This window comes from Pseudomonas sp. 14P_5.3_Bac1 (assembly GCF_025466135.1).
In the GTDB taxonomy this organism is placed as follows: Bacteria; Pseudomonadota; Gammaproteobacteria; order Pseudomonadales; family Pseudomonadaceae; genus Aquipseudomonas.
Window position 1 is genome coordinate 1 of the sequence record NZ_JANLOF010000065.1, and the last position, 20,749, is coordinate 20,749.

Here is a 20,749-nt window from a genome sequence, read left to right on the forward strand (position 1 = left end):
CACAACGGGTCAGTAACTGCTCTCGGGCAAGCTCGCAATAATCGACCGATAGCTGTTCATGCGCTGTTGCTGAACGCGACCATCTTCCAGCGCCTTGAGCAGTGCACAGCCCGGTTCGCGGTCGTGTTTGCAGTCGCGGAAGCGGCAGGTGCCGATCAGGTCGTTGAACTCGATGAAACCCGCTTCCACATCGGCACGGCTGACGTGGCCGAGGCCGAATTCACGGATGCCTGGGGAGTCGATCAGTTCGCCGCCGCCGGGGAAGTGGAACAACCGCGCGGTGGTGGTGGTGTGGGTGCCCTGGCCGGACAGTTCCGACAGCGGGCCCACGCGTGTGTCGACTTCTGGCAGCAAGCTGTTGACCAGCGACGACTTGCCCACGCCCGACTGGCCGACGAACACACTGATGCGCCCGTCCAACTGCTGTTGCAGCTGTTCCATGCCATTGCCGTGATGCGCCGAGACTTCCAGCACCGGGTAACCCAGCGTGCGGTAGACCGCCAGCAGCGCGTTGAGCGCCGGGGCGTTTTGCTCGTCGATCAAGTCGAACTTGTTCAACAGCAACAGCGGGCGAATGCCGGCATGCTCGGCCGCGACCAGGTAACGGTCGATCAGATTGGCATGCGGCTCGGGCAGCGGCGCGAACACGATCACGATCATGTCGACGTTGGCGGCCACCGGCTTGAGCTGGCCGCGGCTGTCAGGGCGACGCAATTCGGTGGTGCGGGGCAGCTGGGCGACGATCACGCCGATCCCCTGGTTGCCGGCGCGCCACACGACCTTGTCGCCGGTCACCAGCGCAGGCAGGTTGGCGCGCAAGTGGCAGCGGGAAACAGAGCCTGCGAGTTCGCCTTCCAGCGCCTCGACTTCGACCTGCACACCAAAGTGCGCGATCACCAGGCCCGTCTGTTCGGGGCCCAGGTCGCCGCCCTCGAGCGCCTCAACGGCGGAGGATTCACGTTTGGCGGCGCGAGCTGCGCGTTCACCTTGGATCTTTTCGATGCGCCAGTTTTGGCGACGATTGAGCTGGCGTTTGGCCATGGGTGTTCCGTGTCGATAATGCAAAAGTTAGGTAAAACGGTCGCGAGTCTAGCACGCCCCTGCCTGCTAAACTGCGCAGCTACGCCAAGGTGCCAAGAGAATCAAGCCATGCAAAACCCACAGAACCTGATTTGGATCGATCTGGAAATGACCGGTCTGAACCCCGACACCGACGTCATCATCGAGATGGCGACGATTGTCACCGACAGCAATCTCAACACCTTGGCCGAAGGTCCGGTGATCGCCATTCACCACAGCGACGCCGTCCTTGCCACCATGGATGAATGGAACACGCGCACCCACGGCAACTCCGGCCTGACCCAGCGGGTGCGAGACAGCCGCATCAGCATGCGCGACGCCGAAGCTGAAACCATCGCCTTCCTGGAAAAATGGGTGCCCAAGGGCAAGTCGCCGATCTGCGGCAACAGCATCTGCCAGGACCGCCGCTTCCTTTATACGCACATGAAAGCGCTGGAAAGCTACTTCCACTACCGCAACCTGGATGTGTCGACCCTCAAAGAGCTGGCCGCGCGCTGGGCGCCGGAAGTCAAAGACAGCTTCCATAAAGGCAGCACGCATTTGGCGTTGGATGACATTCGCGAGTCGATTGCTGAGCTGCAGCATTACCGTAAGCATTTCATCAAGGCTTGAATCTGTGGCGCCTAGCCCGGCGCCATCGCAGGCAAGCCAGCTCCCACATTTTGATGTGTGAATACATTCAAGTGTGGGAGCTGGCTTGCCTGCGATGCTGTTGACGCGGTCTTTCGCCTGGCGCCCCCTTTTGGTGCCATCACCAAATGATTAGACTGCGCGCCTCATTGCAAGGATCGCCATCATGCTGTTGATGCTCTACCTCATCGCCATCACCGCCGAAGCCATGACCGGCGCGCTGTCCGCAGGGCGGCGTGGCATGGACTGGTTTGGGGTGGTGCTGATTGCTTGCGTCACGGCATTGGGCGGTGGTTCGATGCGCGATGTGTTGCTTGGGCATTACCCGTTGACCTGGGTCAAACACCCGGAATACCTGGTGCTGACCTCCGTCGCTGCGTTGGTGACGATTTTTATCGCACCGTTGATGCGCCACCTGCGTTCACTGTTCCTGGCGCTGGACGCCGTGGGCCTGGTGGCGTTCACCTTGATCGGCTGCATGACCGCCCTGGAAATGGGCCACGGCATGTTGGTGGCGTCAGTCAGCGGCGTGATCACTGGCGTATTCGGCGGCATCCTGCGGGATATTTTCTGCAACGACATCCCGCTGATCTTCCGCCGCGAGCTGTACGCCAGCGTGTCGTTCCTTGCCGCCTGGTTCTACATGCTCTGCCTTTATCTGCAGTTGCCCAGCGAGCAAGCAATTCTGCTGACCTTGTTCAGCGGCTTTCTGTTGCGCCTGCTGGCCATCCGTTTTCACTGGGAAATGCCCAAGTTCGTCTACAACGACGACGTGCACTAGCGCGTAGCGTGCTGGTTGAGTGCCCACTCGACGTGTTCGCGCACCAAGTCCGATGGGTAATCCCGGCGCGCCTTCAAGGCTTCAAGCACTGGAATGCTCGACGGCGCATTGCCCAGGCCCACGGCCAGGTTGCGCAGCCAGCGTTCATAACCGGCGCGGCGTAGTGGCGAACCTTCGGTGCTGCTGAGAAATTTATCCTCGTCCCACATAAACAATTCGGCCAGCTCGGCGTTATCCAGGTTGTGCCGAGGCTTGAAATCGCCTTCGTCGGTAGGTCGGGCGAAACGATTCCACGGGCAAACGATCTGACAGTCATCGCAACCGAACACGCGATTGCCGATCAGCGGGCGCAGGTCTTCAGGAATCGAGCTTTTGAGCTCGATGGTGAGGTAGGAAATGCAGCGTCGTGCGTCCAGTACATAGGGACCGACAAACGCGTTGGTGGGGCAAATATCCAGGCAAGCAGTGCAGCGGCCGCAGTGCTCGGTGGCGTGAGGCGGATCTACAGGCAGTGGCAAATCGACAAACAGCTCGCTGAGGAAGAAATAGCTGCCGGCCTTGCGATTGAGCACCAGGGTGTTTTTGCCGATCCAGCCGAGACCGGCCTGCTCGGCGATGGCTTTTTCCAGCACCGGCGCGCTGTCGACAAACGCGCGAAAGCCAAACGGGCCGATCTGGGTCTGAATGCGATCGGCCAGTTGCTGCACGCGCTTGCGGATCAGCTTGTGGTAGTCGCGGCCGAGGGCGTAACGGGATATGTAGGCTTTTTCTGGCTTGGCCAGCAACTGCGCCATTTGGGTGTCGCCTGGCAGATAATCCATGCGCAGCGAGACCACGCGCAGCGTGCCCGGCACCAGTTCATCAGGGTGCGAGCGTTTGCTGCCATGGGCGCCCATGTAGTCCATCTCGCCGTGGTAGCCCGCGTCGAGCCAACGTTGCAGGTGCTGTTCATGCTCGGCCAGGTCCAGGCCGCTGATGCCGACTTGTTGAAAGCCCAGCTCGCGACCCCAGTCTTTGATCGATTGGGCAAGGGCGGGCAAATCGGTGGTGATGGCAGGCATGAGACAAGGGAAACCGCAGGTGAGATAGGTATAATTCTGCCAGACATCGGAGCTTGAAGACGCATGCCGCAGACAAAACACGCAATAACCGACGTACAGCCGCTGTTGCACGGCCATTTGCCGCAACTGGCTGCACGCTCCCCGGATGCCCATAAAGGCCAGTTCGGTCACCTGCTGGTTATCGGCGGCGACCACGGCTTTGGCGGCGCCGCGCTGCTGAGCGCCGAAAGCGCCTTGCGCAGCGGCGCGGGCATGGTCTCGCTGGCCACCCGCCCTGAGCACGTCTCCGCCGCACTGGCGCGCCTGCCGGAAGTCATGACGGTTGGCGTGAGTTCGGCCAATCAGTTGATGGGGCTGCTGGAAAAAATTTCGGTGATCGTCATCGGTCCAGGCCTCGCAGAGGCGTCCTGGGGCAAAAGCCTGTTATCCGTCGCCGCCAACGCCAAACAGGCGCAAGTCTGGGATGCGGACGCCTTGAATCAACTGGCTACCGGCAGCGTCAGCCTGCCGGCCAACTCGGTGATCACGCCACATCCTGGCGAAGCAGCGCGCTTGATGGGCATGAAGACAGCCGAGGTTCAGGCCGATCGCCTTAAGGTGGCGCGCGCGTTGAGCCAGAAATTCAATGCAGTGGCTATTCTCAAGGGTGCTGGCAGTTTGATTGCCAGCCCGGACGGGCGTGTTTCGCGCTGTGATCAGGGCCACCCGGCGATGGCCACGGCGGGCCTGGGCGATGTGCTGAGTGGTCTGGTCGGCGCGTTGCTGGCCCAGGGCATGCCGGCTTATGAAGCCAGCTGCCTGGCGGTGTGGTTGCACGCCACGGCGGGGGATCGCCAAGGCACTTTCGGTCGCGGGCTGGCTGCCAGCGACCTGATACCTGCCATTCGTCAATTGCTGGAGGAGCAGTCACCGTGTCTGACGTAACGCTTTTTCTGGGCGATGAAGACGCCATGGTTGCGTTCGGAAATCGCATTGCCCAAGTCACGAACGGCGCGGGGCTGATCTTTCTCGAAGGCGACCTGGGGGCGGGCAAGACCACGCTGTCACGCGGCATTATTCGCGGGTTGGGCCACACAGGCGCGGTAAAAAGCCCGACGTTCACTCTGGTCGAACCCTACGAGATCGGTAGGGTTCGCGCCTTCCATTTCGACCTGTATCGTCTGGTCGATCCGGAAGAACTGGAATACATGGGCATCCGTGATTACTTCGACGAAGACGCTTTGTGCCTGATCGAGTGGCCAGATAAAGGCACAGGCTTTTTGCCAAAGCCGGACCTGACCATTACCATTACGCCGCATGACCACGGACGTCAGCTGAAGTTGTTGCCCCAGAGCGCGCGCGGTGAGTCGTGGTGCGCCGCTCTGGCACTGGAATTCAAATAAAATTGGTGGGGTTAGGTATGCGCTTTCGCGCGATGGTTGCTGTCGTAGGGGTGTTGCTTGCGGCAATGACTTTCAATGCTCTGGCTGCTTCACAGGTGAAAAGTGTTCGCCTGTGGCGAGCGCCGGATAACACGCGACTGGTGTTTGACCTGTCTGGCCCGGTCCAGCACAGCGTCTTTACCCTCACGGCGCCTGATCGCCTGGTGATCGACATTAACGGTGCGACCCTGGCCGCGCCGTTGAAAGTCTCTACCGCCAACACGCCGATTACCTCGATGCGCTCGGCGCAGCGCACGCCAACCGACCTGCGAGTGGTGATCGACCTAAAAAAAGCGGTGACCCCGAAAAGCTTTGTGCTGGCGCCGAACGCCCAATATGGCAACCGCTTGGTGGTCGACCTGTTCGACAATGCCGCCGATGCCGCACCGCCGCCTGCGCCGACGCCAAGCGTGGCGACTGTGCCGGCCGTGCCGGTCAATCCATCGCAGCCTCAGGTCAAGCTGCCACCGCCGCCGCCCGCGCCTGCGGGTAAGCGCGACATTATTGTGGTGATCGACGCCGGTCACGGCGGTGAAGACCCGGGCGCCTCCGGCTCGCGCGGCCAGCATGAAAAAGACGTGGTGCTGGCCATCGCCCGTGAACTGCAACGTCAGGTCAGTGGCATGAAAGGCTATCGCGCCGAGCTGACCCGTACCGGCGACTACTTCATTCCTTTGCGTGGCCGTACCGAAATCGCTCGCAAGAAGGGCGCCGACCTGTTCGTGTCGATCCACGCCGACGCCGCGCCATCGGCCGCTGCCTTCGGCGCCTCGGTGTTTGCCCTGTCGGATCGCGGCGCCACGTCCGAGACCGCGCGCTGGCTGGCGGACAGCGAAAACCGTTCCGACTTGATCGGCGGGGCCGGCAACGTGTCCCTCGACGACAAAGACAAAATGCTCGCCGGCGTACTGCTCGACCTGTCGATGACTGCTTCGCTGACCTCCAGCTTGAACGTTGGCCAGAAGGTTCTGAGCAACATCGGTCGCGTGACCTCGCTGCACAAACAGCGCGTGGAGCAGGCCGGGTTCATGGTGTTGAAGTCGCCGGACATTCCATCGATCCTGGTCGAAACCGGGTTTATCTCCAACTCCAACGAAGCCTCGAAGCTGGCCAGCGCCAGCCACCAGCAGGCGTTGGCGCGCTCGATCAGCGCCGGCATTCGCCAGTTCTTCCAGCAGAACCCGCCGCCGGGCACCTACATTGCCTGGCTGCGTGACTCCGGGAAAATCGCTCAGGGCCCACGTGACCATCGCGTACAGCCTGGCGACACCCTGGCGATGCTGGCCGTGCGTTTTCAGGTGTCGGCCGCTACCTTGCGCAGCGCCAATAACCTGAAGACCGACGAGTTGAAAGTCGGCCAGGTGTTGACCATCCCTGGCACCGAATTGGCGGCGCAATAATGAGTGAATCAGTCCTCAACAGCGGTTCGCGCATCGAGCTGCTCAGCCCGCGCCTGGCCAACCAGATTGCCGCGGGCGAGGTGGTTGAGCGCCCGGCGTCGGTGATCAAGGAGCTGCTGGAAAACAGCATCGACTCTGGCGCAAAGCGCATTGATGTCGATGTGGAGCAGGGCGGCGTCAAGCTGCTGCGCGTGCGCGACGACGGCAGCGGCATCTCTTCCGATGACCTGCCGCTGGCGCTGGCGCGTCACGCCACCAGCAAGATTCGCGACCTGGAAGACCTTGAACGGGTGATGAGCCTGGGTTTTCGCGGTGAGGCGCTGGCGTCTATCAGCTCGGTGGCGCGCCTGACCCTGACTTCGCGCACCCGCAGCGCCGAGCAGGCCTGGCAAGTGGAAACCGAAGGCCGCGACATGGCGCCCAGGGTTCAGCCGGCGGCGCACCCGGTGGGCACTTCGGTGGAAGTGCGCGACCTGTTCTTCAATACCCCCGCGCGGCGCAAATTCCTCAAGGCCGAAAAAACCGAATTCGATCACCTGCAAGAAGTCATCAAGCGCCTGGCCTTGGCGCGTTTCGACGTAGCGTTTCATTTGCGCCATAACGGCAAGACCATCCTCAGCCTGCACGAAGCCCATGACGACGCGGCGCGCGCTCGGCGTGTGTCGGCAATCTGTGGCGCGGGTTTCCTGGAGCAGGCGCTGCCGATTGAGATCGAGCGCAATGGCTTGCGGCTGTGGGGCTGGGTGGGTTTGCCAACCTTTTCCCGTAGCCAGGCGGACTTGCAGTATTTCTTTGTGAATGGCCGCGCGGTGCGCGACAAGCTGGTGGCGCACGCGGTGCGCCAGGCCTACCGCGACGTGCTGTTCAACGGGCGGCATCCTACGTTTGTACTGTTTTTTGAAGTCGATCCGTCGGTGGTCGACGTCAACGTGCACCCGACCAAGCATGAAGTGCGCTTCCGTGACGGGCGCATGGTGCATGACTTCCTTTATGGCACCTTGCACCGCGCTCTTGGCGATGTGCGCCCGGATGATCAGTTGTCTGCGCCGATCGTGACGGCCGTTGTGCGCCCGAGTGGCCCGGAAGCCGGCGAGTTCGGCCCTCAAGGCGAAATGAGCCTGGCCGCCAACCTGCTGCAATCGCCACAGCCTCAGCCTGCTTACACGGCGCCGGGTTCCGGGTCGGGCGCGGGTTATCAGTATCAATACACGCCGCGTCCGCAGTCGGCAGTGCCGGTGGCAGAAGCCCAGGCGGCCTATCGCGAGTTTTTCGCGCCGCTGCCGGGGGCCGAGCCCACTGCTGTCGCGTTGCCAGAAGGTGGCGGTGATATCCCGCCGCTGGGCTATGCGCTGGCGCAACTCAAGGGCATCTACATTCTGGCGGAAAACGCCCACGGCCTGGTGCTGGTGGACATGCACGCCGCCCATGAGCGGATCATGTACGAGCGCTTGAAGATCGCCATGGCCAGCGAAGGCCTCAGCGGCCAGCCATTGCTGGTGCCCGAATCCCTGGCCGTCAGCCAGCGTGAAGCCGATTGCGCTGAGGAGCACCACAGCGTGTTCCAGAAACTGGGGTTCGAGTTGCAGCGCCTGGGCCCGGAAACCCTGGCGATCCGCCAGATTCCTGCGCTGCTCAAACAAGCTGAAGCTAACCGTCTGGTCGCCGACGTACTCGCGGACCTGATGGAATACGGCACCAGTGACCGCATCCAGGCACACATCAACGAACTGCTCGGCACCATGGCCTGCCACGGCGCGATCCGCGCCAACCGCCGGCTGGCCTTGCCAGAAATGAACGGTTTGCTGCGCGACATGGAAAACACCGAGCGCAGCGGACAATGCAACCACGGCCGACCGACCTGGACCCAAATGGGCCTGGACGATCTGGACAAACTGTTCTTGCGCGGCCGTTGATGAGCGCCTTGCCCCCCGCAATTTTCCTGATGGGCCCCACGGCTGCCGGCAAGACTGACCTGGCCATCGAGCTGACCAAGGTGTTGCCGTGCGAGCTGATCAGTGTCGACTCTGCCCTGGTTTACCGGGACATGGACATCGGCACGGCCAAGCCTTCAAAAGCGCTGCTGGCCGAGTATCCGCATAAGCTGATCGACATTATCGACCCGGCCGAGAGCTATTCTGCGGCAGATTTTCGCACCGATGCCTTGGCCGCCATGGCCGAAATCACCGCGCGGGGCAATATTCCGCTGCTGGTGGGCGGCACGATGCTCTACTACAAGGCGTTGCAGGAAGGTCTGGCGGATATGCCGCCGGCCGACGCGCAGGTTCGCGCCGAACTCGAGGAAGAGGCTGCACGCCTTGGCTGGCAAGCCCTGCACGACCAATTGGCGGCGGTTGACCCGGTGTCGGCGGCGCGCATTCATCCCAATGACCCGCAGCGACTCACTCGCGCCCTGGAAGTCTGGCGGGTCAGCGGCCAGACAATGACTGAACATCGGCTGAAACAAACTGCGCAAAGTGCTGACGCAGGCGCGTCTGGACAGGCAGTATTACCCTATACTGTGGCGAATCTGGCCATTGCTCCGGCAAATCGTCAGGTGCTGCATGAACGAATTGCACAAAGATTCACAATTATGTTGGAACAGGGGTTTGTGGATGAGGTCGTAGCACTGCGTTCCCGAGGTGACCTGCATGCTGGGTTGCCGTCGATACGTGCTGTTGGCTACCGCCAAGTCTGGGATCATCTGGATGGCAAGCTGACGTCAGCCGAAATGCAGGAGCGCGGCATCATTGCCACGCGCCAATTGGCGAAACGCCAGTTCACCTGGTTGCGCAGCTGGAGCGATTTGCACTGGCTGGACAGCCTGGACAGCGACAATCTGTCACGCGCCTTGAAATACTTGGGAACGGTCTCCATATTGAGCTGAGTCCTTGCAATTGCCGTCTATCCTTGGGGGTGTGACGGCCATAAGCTATCTATTTTCCGAATTTTATTATTGATCCTTAAAGGAGTGCGGCACATGTCAAAAGGGCATTCGCTACAAGACCCTTACTTGAATACTTTACGTAAAGAGAAAGTGGGGGTTTCCATCTACCTGGTCAACGGGATCAAGCTGCAAGGCACGATCGAGTCGTTCGACCAGTTCGTGATCCTGCTGAAAAATACCGTCAGCCAGATGGTTTACAAGCACGCTATCTCGACAGTCGTTCCCGTTCGTCCTATCCGTCTGCCTAGCGCAACTGATACCGAACAGGGTGACGCTGAGCCAGGTAACGCCTGATAGGAGTCTCCTTTGTTCTTTGAGCGCCACGGTGGTGGTGAGCGAGTAATCCTCGTTCACTTGGATGGACAGGACCCTGAGGCGCGCGAAGATCCGCAGGAGTTTCAGGAGTTGGCAAATTCGGCCGGCGCCGAGACCGTTGCGTTTTTTAACGTACCGCGTCATCGGCCAACCGCCAAATTCCTGATCGGCAGCGGCAAGGTCGAGGAACTGCGCGACCTGGTCCATGCTGAAGAAGCCGATCTGGTGATCTTCAATCACACCCTCACGCCTAGTCAGGAACGTAACCTCGAACGTGTTTTCGAGTGTCGCGTGATCGACCGTACAGGTCTGATTCTCGATATTTTCGCCCAACGCGCCCGTACCCATGAAGGCAAGCTCCAGGTCGAACTGGCCCAGCTTGACCACATGAGCACCCGGCTGGTTCGCGGCTGGACTCACCTTGAGCGTCAGGGTGGCGGTATCGGCATGCGCGGTCCGGGTGAAACCCAGCTGGAAACCGACCGCCGTCTGCTGCGGGTTCGCCTGCGTCAGATCAAGGGTCGCCTGGAAAAAGTGCGCAGCCAGCGTGAGCAATCGCGTCGCGGCCGCATGCGGGCGGACATCCCTACCGTTTCCCTGGTGGGCTATACCAACGCCGGCAAATCCACCCTGTTCAATAACGTGACGAAATCGGACGTGTACGCGGCCGACCAACTGTTCGCCACCCTCGACCCGACCTTGCGCCGTCTGGAACTGGACGACCTGGGGCCGATTGTCCTGGCCGACACCGTGGGTTTCATTCGTCACTTGCCTCACAAGCTGGTCGAGGCGTTTCGGTCTACGCTCGAAGAGTCGAGCAATTCCGACCTGCTGTTGCACGTGATCGATGCGGCCGAACCGGATCGCATGTTGCAAATCGAGCAGGTGATGGTGGTGCTGGGCGAGATTGGTGCACAGGACTTGCCGATCCTCGAGGTCTATAACAAACTCGATTTGCTTGAAGGCGTTGAGCCACAAATTCAGCGTGATGAAGACGGCAAGCCCCAGCGGGTCTGGCTGTCGGCGCGCGATGGCAGTGGTTTGGAATTGCTTGAACAAGCCATTGCCGAGTTGCTGGGCAGCGATTTGTTTGTCGGCACCTTGCGCTTGCCTCAGCGTTTTGCTCGACTGCGTGCACAGTTTTTCGAGCTGGGCGCCGTACAGAAAGAAGAATACGACGAAGAAGGTGTCAGCTTGCTGGCCGTTCGATTGCCGCGCTCGGAGCTGAATCGGCTGGTCAGCCGTGAAGGTGTGGTGCCGACGGAGTTCATCGAACAACACACTTTGCAATAAAAGCCTCCGAAAGCGGTTGTGCCGCAGTAGCAGGCATTCTGTAGCATTGGTCGGCGCGCCGTGGGTGCGTCTTTGCTTTATCAGATGGAGAGCGCTATGGCTTGGAATGAGCCGGGTGGCAACTCGAATAATCAGGATCCTTGGGGTGGTAAGCGCCGCAATAATGGTGACCGCAAGGGGCCACCGGATCTCGACGAGGCCTTCCGAAAGCTGCAGGAAAGCCTGAATGGGTTGTTCGGTGGTGGGAAAAAACGTGGTGGTGACGACGGCGGTCGCACAAGCAAGGGCGGTGGCTATGGCCTGCTGGGCCTGGGTCTTGTCGTGCTCGCAGCCGTGTGGCTGTACAGCGCGGTTTATGTCGTGGACGAGCAGGAGCAGGCCGTGGTGCTGCGCTTCGGCAAGTACTACGAGACTGTCGGCCCGGGCCTGAATATCTACTTCCCCCCGATCGACAAGAAGTACATGGAAAACGTCACGCGTGAGCGTGCCTATACCAAGCAGGGCCAGATGCTGACCGAAGACGAGAACATCGTCGAAGTGCCGCTGACCGTGCAGTACAAGATCAGCAACCTGCAGGACTTCGTGCTGAACGTTGATCAGCCAGAAATCAGCCTGCAACATGCAACCGAAAGTGCACTGCGTCACGTGGTCGGTTCCACCGCCATGGACCAGGTGCTGACCGAAGGTCGTGAATTGATGGCCAGCGAGATCAAGGAGCGCCTGCAACGGTTCCTCGACACTTATCGCACCGGTATCACCGTTACCCAGGTGAACGTACAGAGCGCAGCTGCACCGCGCGAAGTGCAGGAAGCCTTTGACGACGTGATCCGCGCCCGTGAAGACGAGCAGCGTTCGCGCAACCAGGCTGAGACCTATGCAAACGGCGTCGTGCCGGAAGCGCGCGGTCAGGCCCAGCGTATCCTCGAGGATGCCAATGGTTACCGCGACGAAGTGGTTTCCCGCGCCAAGGGTGAGGCGGATCGCTTCACCAAGCTGGTCGCCGAGTACCGCAAAGCCCCGGAAGTCACGCGTGAGCGTCTGTACCTGGACACCATGCAGGAAGTCTTCAGTAACACCAGCAAGGTTCTCGTGACCGGCAGCAAAGGTGGGCAGAATAACCTGTTGTACCTGCCGCTGGACAAGATGATCGAAGGTGGTCGTAGCAGCACCAGCGCACCGGCTACCGGTTCGACCGCTGCTGCCAATGAAGCGAGCGCCCGTGCGGCCGCTGACTTGCTGCAACAGCAAACACGTACCAGGGAGAGTCGTTGATGAGCAATAAATCGCTGACCGCCCTGATTGTGGGCGTCGTCGTGGTCATCGCTGCCTGGAACTGCTTCTACATCGTGTCTCAGACCGAGCGCGCGGTGCTGCTGCAATTCGGTCGTGTGGTCCAGGCGGATGTCCAGCCGGGCCTGCATGTGAAAGTCCCCTACGTGAACCAGGTGCGCAAGTTCGACGGCCGCCTGATGACCTTGGATGCACCGACGCAGCGCTTCCTGACCCTGGAAAAGAAAGCCGTGATGGTTGACGCCTACGCCAAGTGGCGCGTCAAGGATGCCGAGCGTTTCTACACCGCGACATCCGGCCTCAAGCAGATTGCCGACGAGCGTTTGTCGCGCCGTCTGGAATCGGGCCTGCGTGACCAGTTCGGTAAACGCACCCTGCACGAGGTGGTGTCCGGTGAGCGTGATGCGCTGATGGCTGACATCACGCGTTCGCTGAACACCATGGCTGAAAAAGAACTGGGCATTGAGGTTGTTGATGTCCGGGTCAAGGCAATCGACCTGCCCAAGGAAGTGAACCGCAGCGTGTTCGAGCGTATGAGCACCGAGCGTGAGCGTGAAGCCCGTGAGCACCGCGCCAAAGGTAACGAGTTGGCCGAAGGTATCCGTGCGGATGCCGACCGTCAGCGCCGTGTACTGCTGGCAGAGGCCTATCGCGAGTCTGAAGAGGCCCGTGGTGATGGCGATGCTCAAGCTGCGGCGATCTACGCCAAGGCTTACGGTCAGGATCAGGAGTTCTACGCGTTCTACCGTAGCCTGCGCGCTTACCGTGAAAGCTTCGCGAACAAAACCGACGTCATGGTGCTGGACCCAAGCAGCGACTTCTTCCGCTACCTGGAAAAGTCCAAGTAACCAGCCGGTGATTCTGTAGGACACACTCCGTCGGGCGGCTAAAATGCCTGGCGGGGTGATCCTTTCAGAAAACGGGTGTATGATGCGGCAGCCGGGAAATTCCCGGCTTTTTTGCGTCTGCATGTTTGATTGTTGTGGTGCGTTGCAGACGCCACAGGTTTTTCGAGGAAAGTGCCCGACGAGGCCGCTAGCAGGCCATTCGTCACGTCGTTCTTGCGCGTTGTTTATGCAGGGGCCGGGCATTTTCTGCTTCACTCAGGGCTCGGCCGAGGGCTGGCCGCCCGGATCATAGGGGAATGGCGTAATGGCAACGGTAGACCGCTGGCTGCTGCCAGATGGCATCGAAGAAGTACTGCCACCAGAAGCTGCGCGCATTGAAGTAGCGCGTCGCCAGGTGTTGGATCTGTTCCAGAGCTGGGGTTACGAGTTTGTCGTGACCCCCCATATCGAGTACCTGGAATCCCTGCTGACCGGCGCGGGCCAGGACCTGGATCTGCGCACCTTCAAGGTCATCGACCCGCAATCGGGTCGGCAAATGGGCTTTCGCGCCGACATCACGCCGCAAGTGGCGCGTATCGATGCGCACACCCTGCGCCGCGAAGGTCCCAGCCGTCTTTGCTATGCCGGCAGCGTGCTGCATGCGCAACCGCGTGCCTTGTCGTCTTCGCGTAGCCCGATTCAATTGGGCGCCGAGTTGTACGGTGATGCCAGCCCGAGCAGCGACGTTGAAGTGATCAGCTTGATGCTGGCCATGCTGCAACTGGCTGACGTGCCGGATGTGCATATGGATCTGGGCCACGTCGGTATCTACCGTGGCCTGGCTCGCGCGGCCGGTTTGTCCGGTGAAGTGGAGCAGCAGTTGTTCGATGCCCTGCAACGCAAGGCTATCGATGAAGTGATCGCCCTTACCGAGGGTGTACCTGCTGACCTCGCCGGCATGCTGCGCGCGCTGGTTGATCTGTGCGGTGGCCGTGAAGTGCTGGTGGCTGCGCGCGAGCGCCTGGCCAATGCGCCGGCGCCCGTATTGGCGGCGCTCGATGACGTGCTGGCGATTGCCGAGCGTTTGTCGGCGCGCTTCCCGCAACTGCCGCTGTATTTTGACCTGGGCGAATTGCGCGGCTACCACTACCACACCGGTGTGGTGTTCGCCGTGTTTGTACCGGGTGTTGGCCAGGCCATCGCCCAAGGCGGTCGTTATGACGATATCGGCGCCGACTTCGGTCGCGCCCGTCCGGCAACCGGCTTTTCCACCGATTTGAAAACCCTGGTGACCCTGGGGCGTGCTGAGGTCGAGCTGCCGTCTGGTGGCGTCTGGATGCCCGACAGCACGGACGCAGCACTCTGGCAGCAGGTTTGCCAGTTGCGCAGTGAGGGTCAGCGTGTCGTCCAGGCTTTGCCTGGGCAGCCATTGGCCGCCGCCCGTGAAGCGGACTGCGACCGGCAATTGATTCTGCAGAACGGGCTTTGGCAAGTATCGCCACTGGCTTCTTGAGTTTTCCTGCCGGCCATCGCCGGCACCAAGTTTGCGCGAATGAGGACAAGTGTTATGGGTAAGAATGTCGTAGTCCTGGGCACCCAATGGGGTGATGAGGGCAAAGGCAAGATCGTTGATCTGCTGACCGAACATGCTGCCGCCGTAGTGCGCTACCAAGGTGGCCACAACGCTGGCCACACCCTGGTCATCGATGGCGAAAAAACCGTCTTGCACCTGATCCCGTCGGGCGTATTGCGCGAAGGCGTACAGTGCCTGATCGGCAACGGCGTGGTGGTTGCACCTGACGCCCTGCTGCGCGAGATCACCAAGCTGGAAGAAAAGGGTGTACCGGTGCGCGAGCGCCTGCGTATCAGCCCGTCCTGCCCGCTGATCCTGTCCTTCCACGTTGCGCTGGACCAGGCCCGTGAAAAGGCCCGTGGCGAGCTGAAGATCGGTACTACCGGTCGCGGCATCGGCCCGGCCTACGAAGACAAGGTTGCACGTCGTGGCCTGCGTGTGGGCGACCTGCTCAACATGCCGCGCTTTGAAGACAAGCTGCGTGAACTGGTGGATTACCACAACTTCATGCTCGTTGGTTACTACAAAGAGCCGGCCATTGAGTTCGAAAAGACCCTGGCCGAGTGCAAAGAGTACGCCGAGCTGCTTAAGCCGCTGATGCTCGACGTGACGGCTGAGCTGCACGACCTGCGTCGCGCCGGCAAAGACATCATGTTCGAAGGCGCCCAGGGCTCGTTGCTCGACATCGACCACGGCACCTACCCGTACGTGACCAGCTCCAACACCACCGCTGGCGGCGTTGCTACCGGTTCGGGTGTCGGCCCGATGTTCCTGGACTACATCCTGGGCATCACCAAGGCTTACACCACGCGCGTAGGTTCGGGCCCGTTCCCGACTGAGCTGTTCGACGAAGTCGGCGCGCACCTGGCCAAGCAAGGTCATGAGTTCGGCGCCACCACCGGCCGTGCTCGTCGTTGCGGCTGGTTCGACGCGGTTATCCTGCGCCGCGCTATCGATGTGAACAGCATCTCGGGCATCTGCCTGACCAAGCTGGACGTACTCGACGGTCTGGAAACCATCAACATCTGCGTCGGCTACAAAGATGCAGACGGTAAGGACGTTGCGCCAACCGACGCTGACAGCTACGTGGGCCTGCAGCCTGTGTACGAAGAAGTGCCGGGCTGGACCGAGTCCACCGTGGGTGCCAAAACCCTGGAAGAGCTGCCAGCTAACGCCCGTGCATACATCAAGCGCGTTGAAGAGCTGATCGGTGCACCAATCGACATTATTTCGACGGGCCCGGACCGCAACGAGACCATCGTTCTGCGTCACCCGTTCGCTTAATAAGCTGTTGATGTAAAAAGCAAAGGGCTCCTTCGGGAGCCCTTTTTCGTATCCGGCTGGCAAACGGCATGACCCTTGCTATGGTTCTTTCTTTCGCGGTGCTATCAAATTAATGGCACCCGTGGTGGAGGGATTTCCAGTGTCTGCCGTTCTCTCATTGTTACAAAGCCGGCTGTTGCGGCCGGTGTTCGTTACCCTTGGTATCGCTCTTTTGGTGCAAGTGCTGGTCGCCGTCGCTCTGACGCGGAGCACGGTCACCGCATTGGAAGCCGATCTGGGCAACCGCCTGGGTATCGACAGCCAGAAACTGTCCGGCGAGCTGGCGCAAGCCGGCAAGGAAGTCACCTCCAGTCTGGACAGTCTGTCTTCGAGCACGCGCCAGCGTCTGACGGCGGGGCTTTCCACGCGCTTGCAGGATGAGCAGAAGCAACTGCGTGCGACCCTGGAAAAAGACCTGCAAGACTCGGCCAGTGACATGGCACAACTGCTGGCCTCGGTGGCGCCACGCGCCATGTGGGACAGCGACGTGCCAACGCTGTCGGAGTTCGCCCGGCGCGCTCAGCGCAATCCCAACGTGCTGTTTGTGGTTTACGACGATGCGGCCGGCGAGCATCTGACCCGTTATCTAAACCGCGACAACCCGATCAACCAGGCATTACTGGCCAAAGGTCAGGGCGACCGTGCGCTGGATAAAGTCCTGGATGCGGCGAAAAATGATCCTGCCGTGTTCTACGTCGAAGCGTCGATCAGCCCCAATGGCGTAGAGATTGGCAAGGTGCGCATGGGTGTTTCGACCGCGGCGGTAGAAACCGACCTGGCGGCACTGGACAAGCGTTTTGCCGCGCTGATCGCCAGCAGTGATCAGCTGGTGGGCGACAGTCTTAAGGGTGCTGCCGCAGACAGCGCGGCCTCCATGGGCGCGCGGCTGCAGTCTGCGCAAGCCACCGCCACGCAGATGGCCGCCAATACCACCAGCGCCGTGCAGGAGACCGCAGGCACCTTGCGCTGGCGCATCGGCATGGGGCTGGCGATGGTTGGGTTCGGCGTATTGCTGCTGATCGCTGTCGTGCTGGGGCGCCGGGTGGTCAATCGCCTGAAGCTGCTGATTGCGGCCATGGATGACCTGGCGGCGGGTGAGGGCGACCTCACCAAGCGCGTGCAAATCAGCAGCAAGGACGAGATCGGCGACATGGCTTCGGCGGTCAATCGCTTTGTGGATAAGTTGCAGCCCATCGTGCGCGAGGCCGGCGATGTGGCCCAGCGCACTGGCGTGGAAATCGGCGCGATGACGTTGCGCAATGCCGGCGCTGATGCGGCGGCGGGCCTGCAGCGTGATGAGGTGGCCGAGAGCTTGCGCGCGCTGTCGCAAATGGCCGATGAGGCCCAGGCCGAAAGCCACGCGATGCAGGCGGCGTTGCAGCAGGTGGTGGATATTCGCCAGGCCACGGATGAAAACTCGCGGACGTCGGCGGAGGTCGGCAGCTTGATCGAAGCGTTGGCCGGGCAGGTGCAAGCCGGCTCCCAGGTCATTGAGCGGCTGGCTCAGCAAAGCGAGCAAATTGAAGTGGTGCTCACAGTGATTCATGGCATTGCCGAGCAGACCAACCTGCTGGCGCTCAACGCGGCCATCGAAGCGGCGCGTGCCGGTGAGACCGGGCGTGGTTTTGCGGTCGTGGCCGATGAAGTGCGGGCGCTGGCGAGTAAAACCCAAAGCTCGACCGGGGATATCCAGGCGCACATCGTGGCGTTGCAGCAAGGCGCGCGCGAGGCGGTGGAAACCATCGGCAAGGCCGGGCGTCAGGCCAATGAAGGTTTGCTGGTGCTGCGCGACAGCGTGCGCTTGCAGCAAACGGTGCAGGCTTCAGTGGAGCAGGTGCACGCAGCAATTGGGTTGGCGACGCGCGCGGCTGAGCATCAGGCGCAGGGTGCGCATGCGGTGCGTGGGCGGGTTGAGGTGATTCATGCCCAGGCCGAGCGTGCCGCTCAAGCGGTGGTGGAAACCACCGCCAGTGGCAAGGTTTTAGATGGATTGGCGGCGCAGTTGAAGGCGAGCCTGGGGCAGTTTCGGGCTTAGCGCCGCCTGTACCGGCGCTATCGCAGGCAAGCCAGCTCCCACATTGGAATGCACTCGAATGTGGGAGCTGGCTTGCCTGCGATAGCGGTCTCAGCGGCTCAAATACATCCGAGTCGTAAGCAGATACACCGGCAACCCTGACACCAAGATCAACAACGCCGCATAAGGCGCCGCCGCCGCGAACTCCACATTCGAGGTATGCGCCCACACGGCCGTCGCCAGCGTGTTCAACCCCGTCGGACTGAGCAGCAACGTCGCCGTCAATTCCTTCATTGCGTCCAGAAACACCAGCGCAAACGCCGCGCCCAATGCCGGGAAAATAATTGGCAAGGTCACCCGGCAAAACGCGCTGAACGACGAGGCGCCCAGCGTGCGCGCTGCCTCTTCCAGTTGCGGCGCCGCCTTGTTCAAGGCCGTACGGATCGGCGCCTGTGCCAGTGGCAAAAACAGCAGCGCATAGGCAATCAAAAGCAGCGCGGAAGTCTGGTACAGCACCGGCACGTAATGCAGGGCGAAATACACCAGCGTCAGCGCGATCACCAAGCCGGGCAGGGCATGCAGCAGGTACGGCAGGCGCTCGGCCCAGATCGCCAGTTGGCCTTTGTAGCGCACCACCAGCAGCCCGACCGGCACGGCCAGCACCAGGCAAAGCGCCGCGCCGCCCAGTGACAGTGCCAGCGACGACAGCAGTGCCTCACTGATCTCGGCCACGGGAAAGGCTGCCGATGAGCCCACCGCCAGCCAGTACCCGAGCATCCCCAGCGGAATACCGCTGCCAATGATCGCCAGCGCCAGGCAATACACCTGACCCAGTGGCGCCCACTTGCCCAGCTTGACCTGTTCGGCATGCCGCGCCGCGCCCTGGCCGATGCGCACGTGCCGGCCCTTGCCGCGCACGCGCAGCTCCAGCCACAGCAGCGTCAGGCACATCACCAGCAACACCGCCGACAGCATCGCGGCGTTGGCATTGCTGAATTCCAGTTCAAATTGTTGGTAGATCGCGGTGGTAAAGGTTTGCAGGCCGATGATCGACAGCGCGCCGAACTCCACCAGCATATGCAAAGCAATCAACAGCGCCCCGGCCAGTAGCGAAGGCCACAGCAAGGGCAGTGTGATACGAAAAAAGACGCCCCAGCGATTCAGCCCCAAGGTGCGGGCCGACTCTTCCAGGGAAGGATCAAGATTGCGCAGCGTCGCCGCCACCGGCAGAAACACCAGCGGGTATTTGGACAGGGTCATCACCAGGATCGCCCCGCCCAGGCCTTCGAAGTTGGCGCTCAGTGACACCCAGGTAAAGCTGCTGACAAACGCCGGCACCGCAAACGGCAGGCACAGGATCACGCCCCATATGCGCCGCCCGGGCAAGTTGCTGCGCTCGAGCAGCCACGCCAGGGACAGGCCGATCACGCCGCAGGCGACCGTCACGCCAATCATCAGCGCCAGGGTGTTGCGCAGCAGGCCGAATACATAGGGGCGCCACAAAAGGTGTATCGCCTCCGCCCAGCCCGCCTGCCATGCTTTGGTCCCGACATAGACCAGCGGCAGCAGGCTCAAGCCAACCAGAAACAGGACGGGGAGCAGCAACCAGATCGACGGGCGCTTGCGTCGCGGGCTCAAACCCCCGCGCAAGGCAGGAGCGGATAGCGATGGGTTCATCAGTTCAAGCCAACGTCACGTTCCAGGTCCAGGGCTTCTTCGGCATTGCCAAGGTCCGCAGGGGTGACTTTCGGCGGTTGCAGCTCGCTGAACGGCTTGAGGCCACGGTTGGATTCCATGCCCTTGCGCAGCGGGTATTCGGCCGAGGTGTTGGTGATCACGCGCTGGCCTTCTTCGCTGGCCATGAAGGCGAGCAACTGTTGGGCTTCCTTGGGGTGCTTGCTGGATTTCAGCGCGGCAGCCGAAGACACGGTGATCAGGCCGCCCGCGTCGCCATCGGTGAAGTAATGCAGCTGGGAATCCAGGTTGGTTTTTTCCTTCTTCAGGGCAAACCAGTAGTAGTTATTCACCAGCACGGTGGCGACTTCGCCGTTCTCCACAGCCTTGAGGGCGACCATGTTGTTGCTGTAGACCTTGCCGAACGCGCGCAAGCCGGTCAGCCATTCTTCAGCGGCTTCGCGGCCGTGCAGTTTGATGATCGCCACGGCTTGTTCCTGGAACGCGCCGCTGGTAGGGACGAAGCCGACTTTGCCTTGCCACTCGGGGCCGGCGAAATCCAGAACCGACTTGGGCAGGTCTTTTTCGGCGATCAGTTTGGGGTTGAACGCGACAACGCGGGTGCGTGCGGTGACGCCCATCCAGTCGCCGTTGCTGCCGACATAATCCTTGGGCAACACGTCGAGGGTGCTGGCATCAATCTTCGCCAGCAGGCCTTGTTCGCCAAGCTTGTTCAGTGGCGGCGACTCTTCGGTGTAGATCACGTCGGCAGGGGAGCGGTCGCCTTCTTCCACGACCTGGCTGGCCAGCTGGTTGCTGCTGCCCTTGCGCACATTGACGTGAATGCCGGTCTTGGCTTCGAAGGCTTTGGCGAGTTCATCGCCGACCTCCTTGTGTTGGCCGTTGTACAAGGTCAATGCAACCTTGTCGGCAGAATAGGCAGCGGGCGAGAGCAGGGTCAGGCCGAGCAGAGTGATGGTCAGGCCACGCAGAAGGGATGTCTTGAGACGGGTATCGCGGATCATCATCCGGGGTTTTCCTCACTTGAGTGCAACAAATCCTTACAAGGATAAACGATAAAACTTCTCAAGTGCGGACAAGCGGGGAAATCGCCAGGCAGGTT

At 61.2% G+C, this 20,749-nt stretch carries 18 protein-coding genes; 14 read left to right on the forward strand and 4 right to left on the reverse strand.

The window, feature by feature from the left end; genetic code table 11:
* Positions 1 to 9: 9 nt before the first annotated feature.
* Positions 10 to 1,041, reverse strand: a complete 1,032-nt coding sequence (gene rsgA / locus NTD89_RS17075; RefSeq protein ID WP_262208748.1) for a small ribosomal subunit biogenesis GTPase RsgA — start codon at positions 1,039 to 1,041, stop codon at positions 10 to 12.
* 108 nt (positions 1,042 to 1,149) lie between these two features.
* On the opposite strand from rsgA, the gene orn reads away from it, so the two are divergent.
* Together orn and NTD89_RS17085 are read left to right on the forward strand one after the other, a co-directional pair.
* The gene (gene orn, locus NTD89_RS17080) at positions 1,150 to 1,692 is read left to right on the forward strand and encodes an oligoribonuclease (RefSeq protein WP_124416282.1); all 543 of its coding nucleotides are present in this window, start codon (positions 1,150 to 1,152) and stop codon (positions 1,690 to 1,692) included.
* Between the two features lie 181 nt (positions 1,693 to 1,873).
* Positions 1,874 to 2,491 (forward strand): trimeric intracellular cation channel family protein, encoded by a 618-nt coding sequence (locus NTD89_RS17085; protein WP_262208776.1) that lies wholly within the window; start codon positions 1,874 to 1,876, stop codon positions 2,489 to 2,491.
* Here NTD89_RS17085 and queG read toward each other — a convergent pair.
* Positions 2,488 to 3,552, reverse strand: coding sequence for a tRNA epoxyqueuosine(34) reductase QueG (gene queG / locus NTD89_RS17090; RefSeq protein WP_262208750.1), 1,065 nt, complete (start codon positions 3,550 to 3,552; stop codon positions 2,488 to 2,490). The genes NTD89_RS17085 and queG overlap by 4 nt on opposite strands.
* A 63-nt stretch (positions 3,553 to 3,615) precedes the next feature.
* Between queG and NTD89_RS17095 the strand changes: the two genes are divergently transcribed.
* From NTD89_RS17095 to NTD89_RS17150, 12 genes are all read left to right on the forward strand, one after another.
* Complete coding sequence (locus tag NTD89_RS17095) at positions 3,616 to 4,476, forward strand: NAD(P)H-hydrate dehydratase (RefSeq protein ID WP_262208752.1); 861 nt, start codon at positions 3,616 to 3,618, stop codon at positions 4,474 to 4,476.
* Positions 4,464 to 4,934, forward strand: a complete 471-nt coding sequence (gene tsaE / locus NTD89_RS17100; RefSeq protein ID WP_262208753.1) for a tRNA (adenosine(37)-N6)-threonylcarbamoyltransferase complex ATPase subunit type 1 TsaE — start codon at positions 4,464 to 4,466, stop codon at positions 4,932 to 4,934. The genes NTD89_RS17095 and tsaE overlap by 13 nt, the downstream gene beginning before the upstream one ends.
* A gap of 17 nt (positions 4,935 to 4,951) precedes the next feature.
* Positions 4,952 to 6,373 (forward strand): N-acetylmuramoyl-L-alanine amidase, encoded by a 1,422-nt coding sequence (locus tag NTD89_RS17105; protein ID WP_106577622.1) that lies wholly within the window; start codon positions 4,952 to 4,954, stop codon positions 6,371 to 6,373.
* Positions 6,373 to 8,286 carry a DNA mismatch repair endonuclease MutL gene (gene mutL, locus NTD89_RS17110; protein WP_262208754.1) on the forward strand — a complete coding sequence of 638 codons (1,914 nt, stop codon included), beginning with the start codon at positions 6,373 to 6,375 and terminating at the stop codon, positions 8,284 to 8,286. Before NTD89_RS17105 ends, mutL begins: the two co-directional genes overlap by 1 nt.
* Positions 8,286 to 9,257 (forward strand): tRNA (adenosine(37)-N6)-dimethylallyltransferase MiaA, encoded by a 972-nt coding sequence (miaA, locus tag NTD89_RS17115; RefSeq protein ID WP_145160161.1) that lies wholly within the window; start codon positions 8,286 to 8,288, stop codon positions 9,255 to 9,257. The genes mutL and miaA overlap by 1 nt, the downstream gene beginning before the upstream one ends.
* A gap of 93 nt (positions 9,258 to 9,350) precedes the next feature.
* Positions 9,351 to 9,611, forward strand: coding sequence for an RNA chaperone Hfq (gene hfq / locus NTD89_RS17120; protein WP_083355553.1), 261 nt, complete (start codon positions 9,351 to 9,353; stop codon positions 9,609 to 9,611).
* A 12-nt stretch (positions 9,612 to 9,623) separates the two neighbouring features.
* Positions 9,624 to 10,925, forward strand: a complete 1,302-nt coding sequence (gene hflX, locus NTD89_RS17125; protein WP_106577625.1) for a ribosome rescue GTPase HflX — start codon at positions 9,624 to 9,626, stop codon at positions 10,923 to 10,925.
* Positions 10,926 to 11,021: 96 nt separating this feature from the next.
* Entirely contained in the window at positions 11,022 to 12,197 is a 1,176-nt protein-coding gene (hflK, locus tag NTD89_RS17130; protein ID WP_106577626.1) for an FtsH protease activity modulator HflK, read from the forward strand.
* Positions 12,197 to 13,063 (forward strand): protease modulator HflC, encoded by an 867-nt coding sequence (gene hflC, locus NTD89_RS17135; protein WP_017138460.1) that lies wholly within the window; start codon positions 12,197 to 12,199, stop codon positions 13,061 to 13,063. Before hflK ends, hflC begins: the two co-directional genes overlap by 1 nt.
* A gap of 304 nt (positions 13,064 to 13,367) precedes the next feature.
* Entirely contained in the window at positions 13,368 to 14,555 is a 1,188-nt protein-coding gene (locus tag NTD89_RS17140) for an ATP phosphoribosyltransferase regulatory subunit (protein ID WP_145160163.1), read from the forward strand.
* A 54-nt stretch (positions 14,556 to 14,609) separates the two neighbouring features.
* Positions 14,610 to 15,899, forward strand: coding sequence for an adenylosuccinate synthase (locus tag NTD89_RS17145; RefSeq protein ID WP_145160165.1), 1,290 nt, complete (start codon positions 14,610 to 14,612; stop codon positions 15,897 to 15,899).
* Positions 15,900 to 16,038: 139 nt separating this feature from the next.
* Positions 16,039 to 17,973: a methyl-accepting chemotaxis protein gene (locus NTD89_RS17150; protein ID WP_262208759.1), complete on the forward strand. Its 1,935-nt coding sequence runs from the start codon at positions 16,039 to 16,041 to the stop codon at positions 17,971 to 17,973.
* Between the two features lie 90 nt (positions 17,974 to 18,063).
* Here NTD89_RS17150 and NTD89_RS17155 read toward each other — a convergent pair whose 3' ends face one another.
* Both NTD89_RS17155 and NTD89_RS17160 read right to left on the reverse strand, forming a co-directional pair.
* Positions 18,064 to 19,629 (reverse strand): ABC transporter permease, encoded by a 1,566-nt coding sequence (locus tag NTD89_RS17155; protein WP_262208761.1) that lies wholly within the window; start codon positions 19,627 to 19,629, stop codon positions 18,064 to 18,066.
* Complete coding sequence (locus NTD89_RS17160; RefSeq protein ID WP_119737913.1) at positions 19,629 to 20,654, reverse strand: iron ABC transporter substrate-binding protein; 1,026 nt, start codon at positions 20,652 to 20,654, stop codon at positions 19,629 to 19,631. The genes NTD89_RS17155 and NTD89_RS17160 overlap by 1 nt, the downstream gene beginning before the upstream one ends.
* Positions 20,655 to 20,749 lie beyond the last annotated feature (95 nt).

Excerpts from the sequence above, each read along its gene's own strand:
- rsgA (WP_262208748.1), bottom strand. The coding sequence starts at position 1,041 with ATGGCCAAACGCCAGCTCAATCGTCGCCAAAACTGGCGCATCGAAAAG.
- orn (WP_124416282.1), top strand. The coding sequence starts at position 1,150 with ATGCAAAACCCACAGAACCTGATTTGGATCGATCTGGAAATGACCGGT.
- queG (WP_262208750.1), bottom strand. The coding sequence starts at position 3,552 with ATGCCTGCCATCACCACCGATTTGCCCGCCCTTGCCCAATCGATCAAA.
- NTD89_RS17095 (WP_262208752.1), top strand. The coding sequence starts at position 3,616 with ATGCCGCAGACAAAACACGCAATAACCGACGTACAGCCGCTGTTGCAC.
- NTD89_RS17105 (WP_106577622.1), top strand. The coding sequence starts at position 4,952 with ATGCGCTTTCGCGCGATGGTTGCTGTCGTAGGGGTGTTGCTTGCGGCA.
- mutL (WP_262208754.1), top strand. The coding sequence starts at position 6,373 with ATGAGTGAATCAGTCCTCAACAGCGGTTCGCGCATCGAGCTGCTCAGC.
- miaA (WP_145160161.1), top strand. The coding sequence starts at position 8,286 with ATGAGCGCCTTGCCCCCCGCAATTTTCCTGATGGGCCCCACGGCTGCC.
- hfq (WP_083355553.1), top strand. The coding sequence starts at position 9,351 with ATGTCAAAAGGGCATTCGCTACAAGACCCTTACTTGAATACTTTACGT.
- hflK (WP_106577626.1), top strand. The coding sequence starts at position 11,022 with ATGGCTTGGAATGAGCCGGGTGGCAACTCGAATAATCAGGATCCTTGG.
- hflC (WP_017138460.1), top strand. The coding sequence starts at position 12,197 with ATGAGCAATAAATCGCTGACCGCCCTGATTGTGGGCGTCGTCGTGGTC.
- NTD89_RS17140 (WP_145160163.1), top strand. The coding sequence starts at position 13,368 with ATGGCAACGGTAGACCGCTGGCTGCTGCCAGATGGCATCGAAGAAGTA.
- NTD89_RS17145 (WP_145160165.1), top strand. The coding sequence starts at position 14,610 with ATGGGTAAGAATGTCGTAGTCCTGGGCACCCAATGGGGTGATGAGGGC.
- NTD89_RS17155 (WP_262208761.1), bottom strand. The coding sequence starts at position 19,629 with ATGAACCCATCGCTATCCGCTCCTGCCTTGCGCGGGGGTTTGAGCCCG.
- NTD89_RS17160 (WP_119737913.1), bottom strand. The coding sequence starts at position 20,654 with ATGATGATCCGCGATACCCGTCTCAAGACATCCCTTCTGCGTGGCCTG.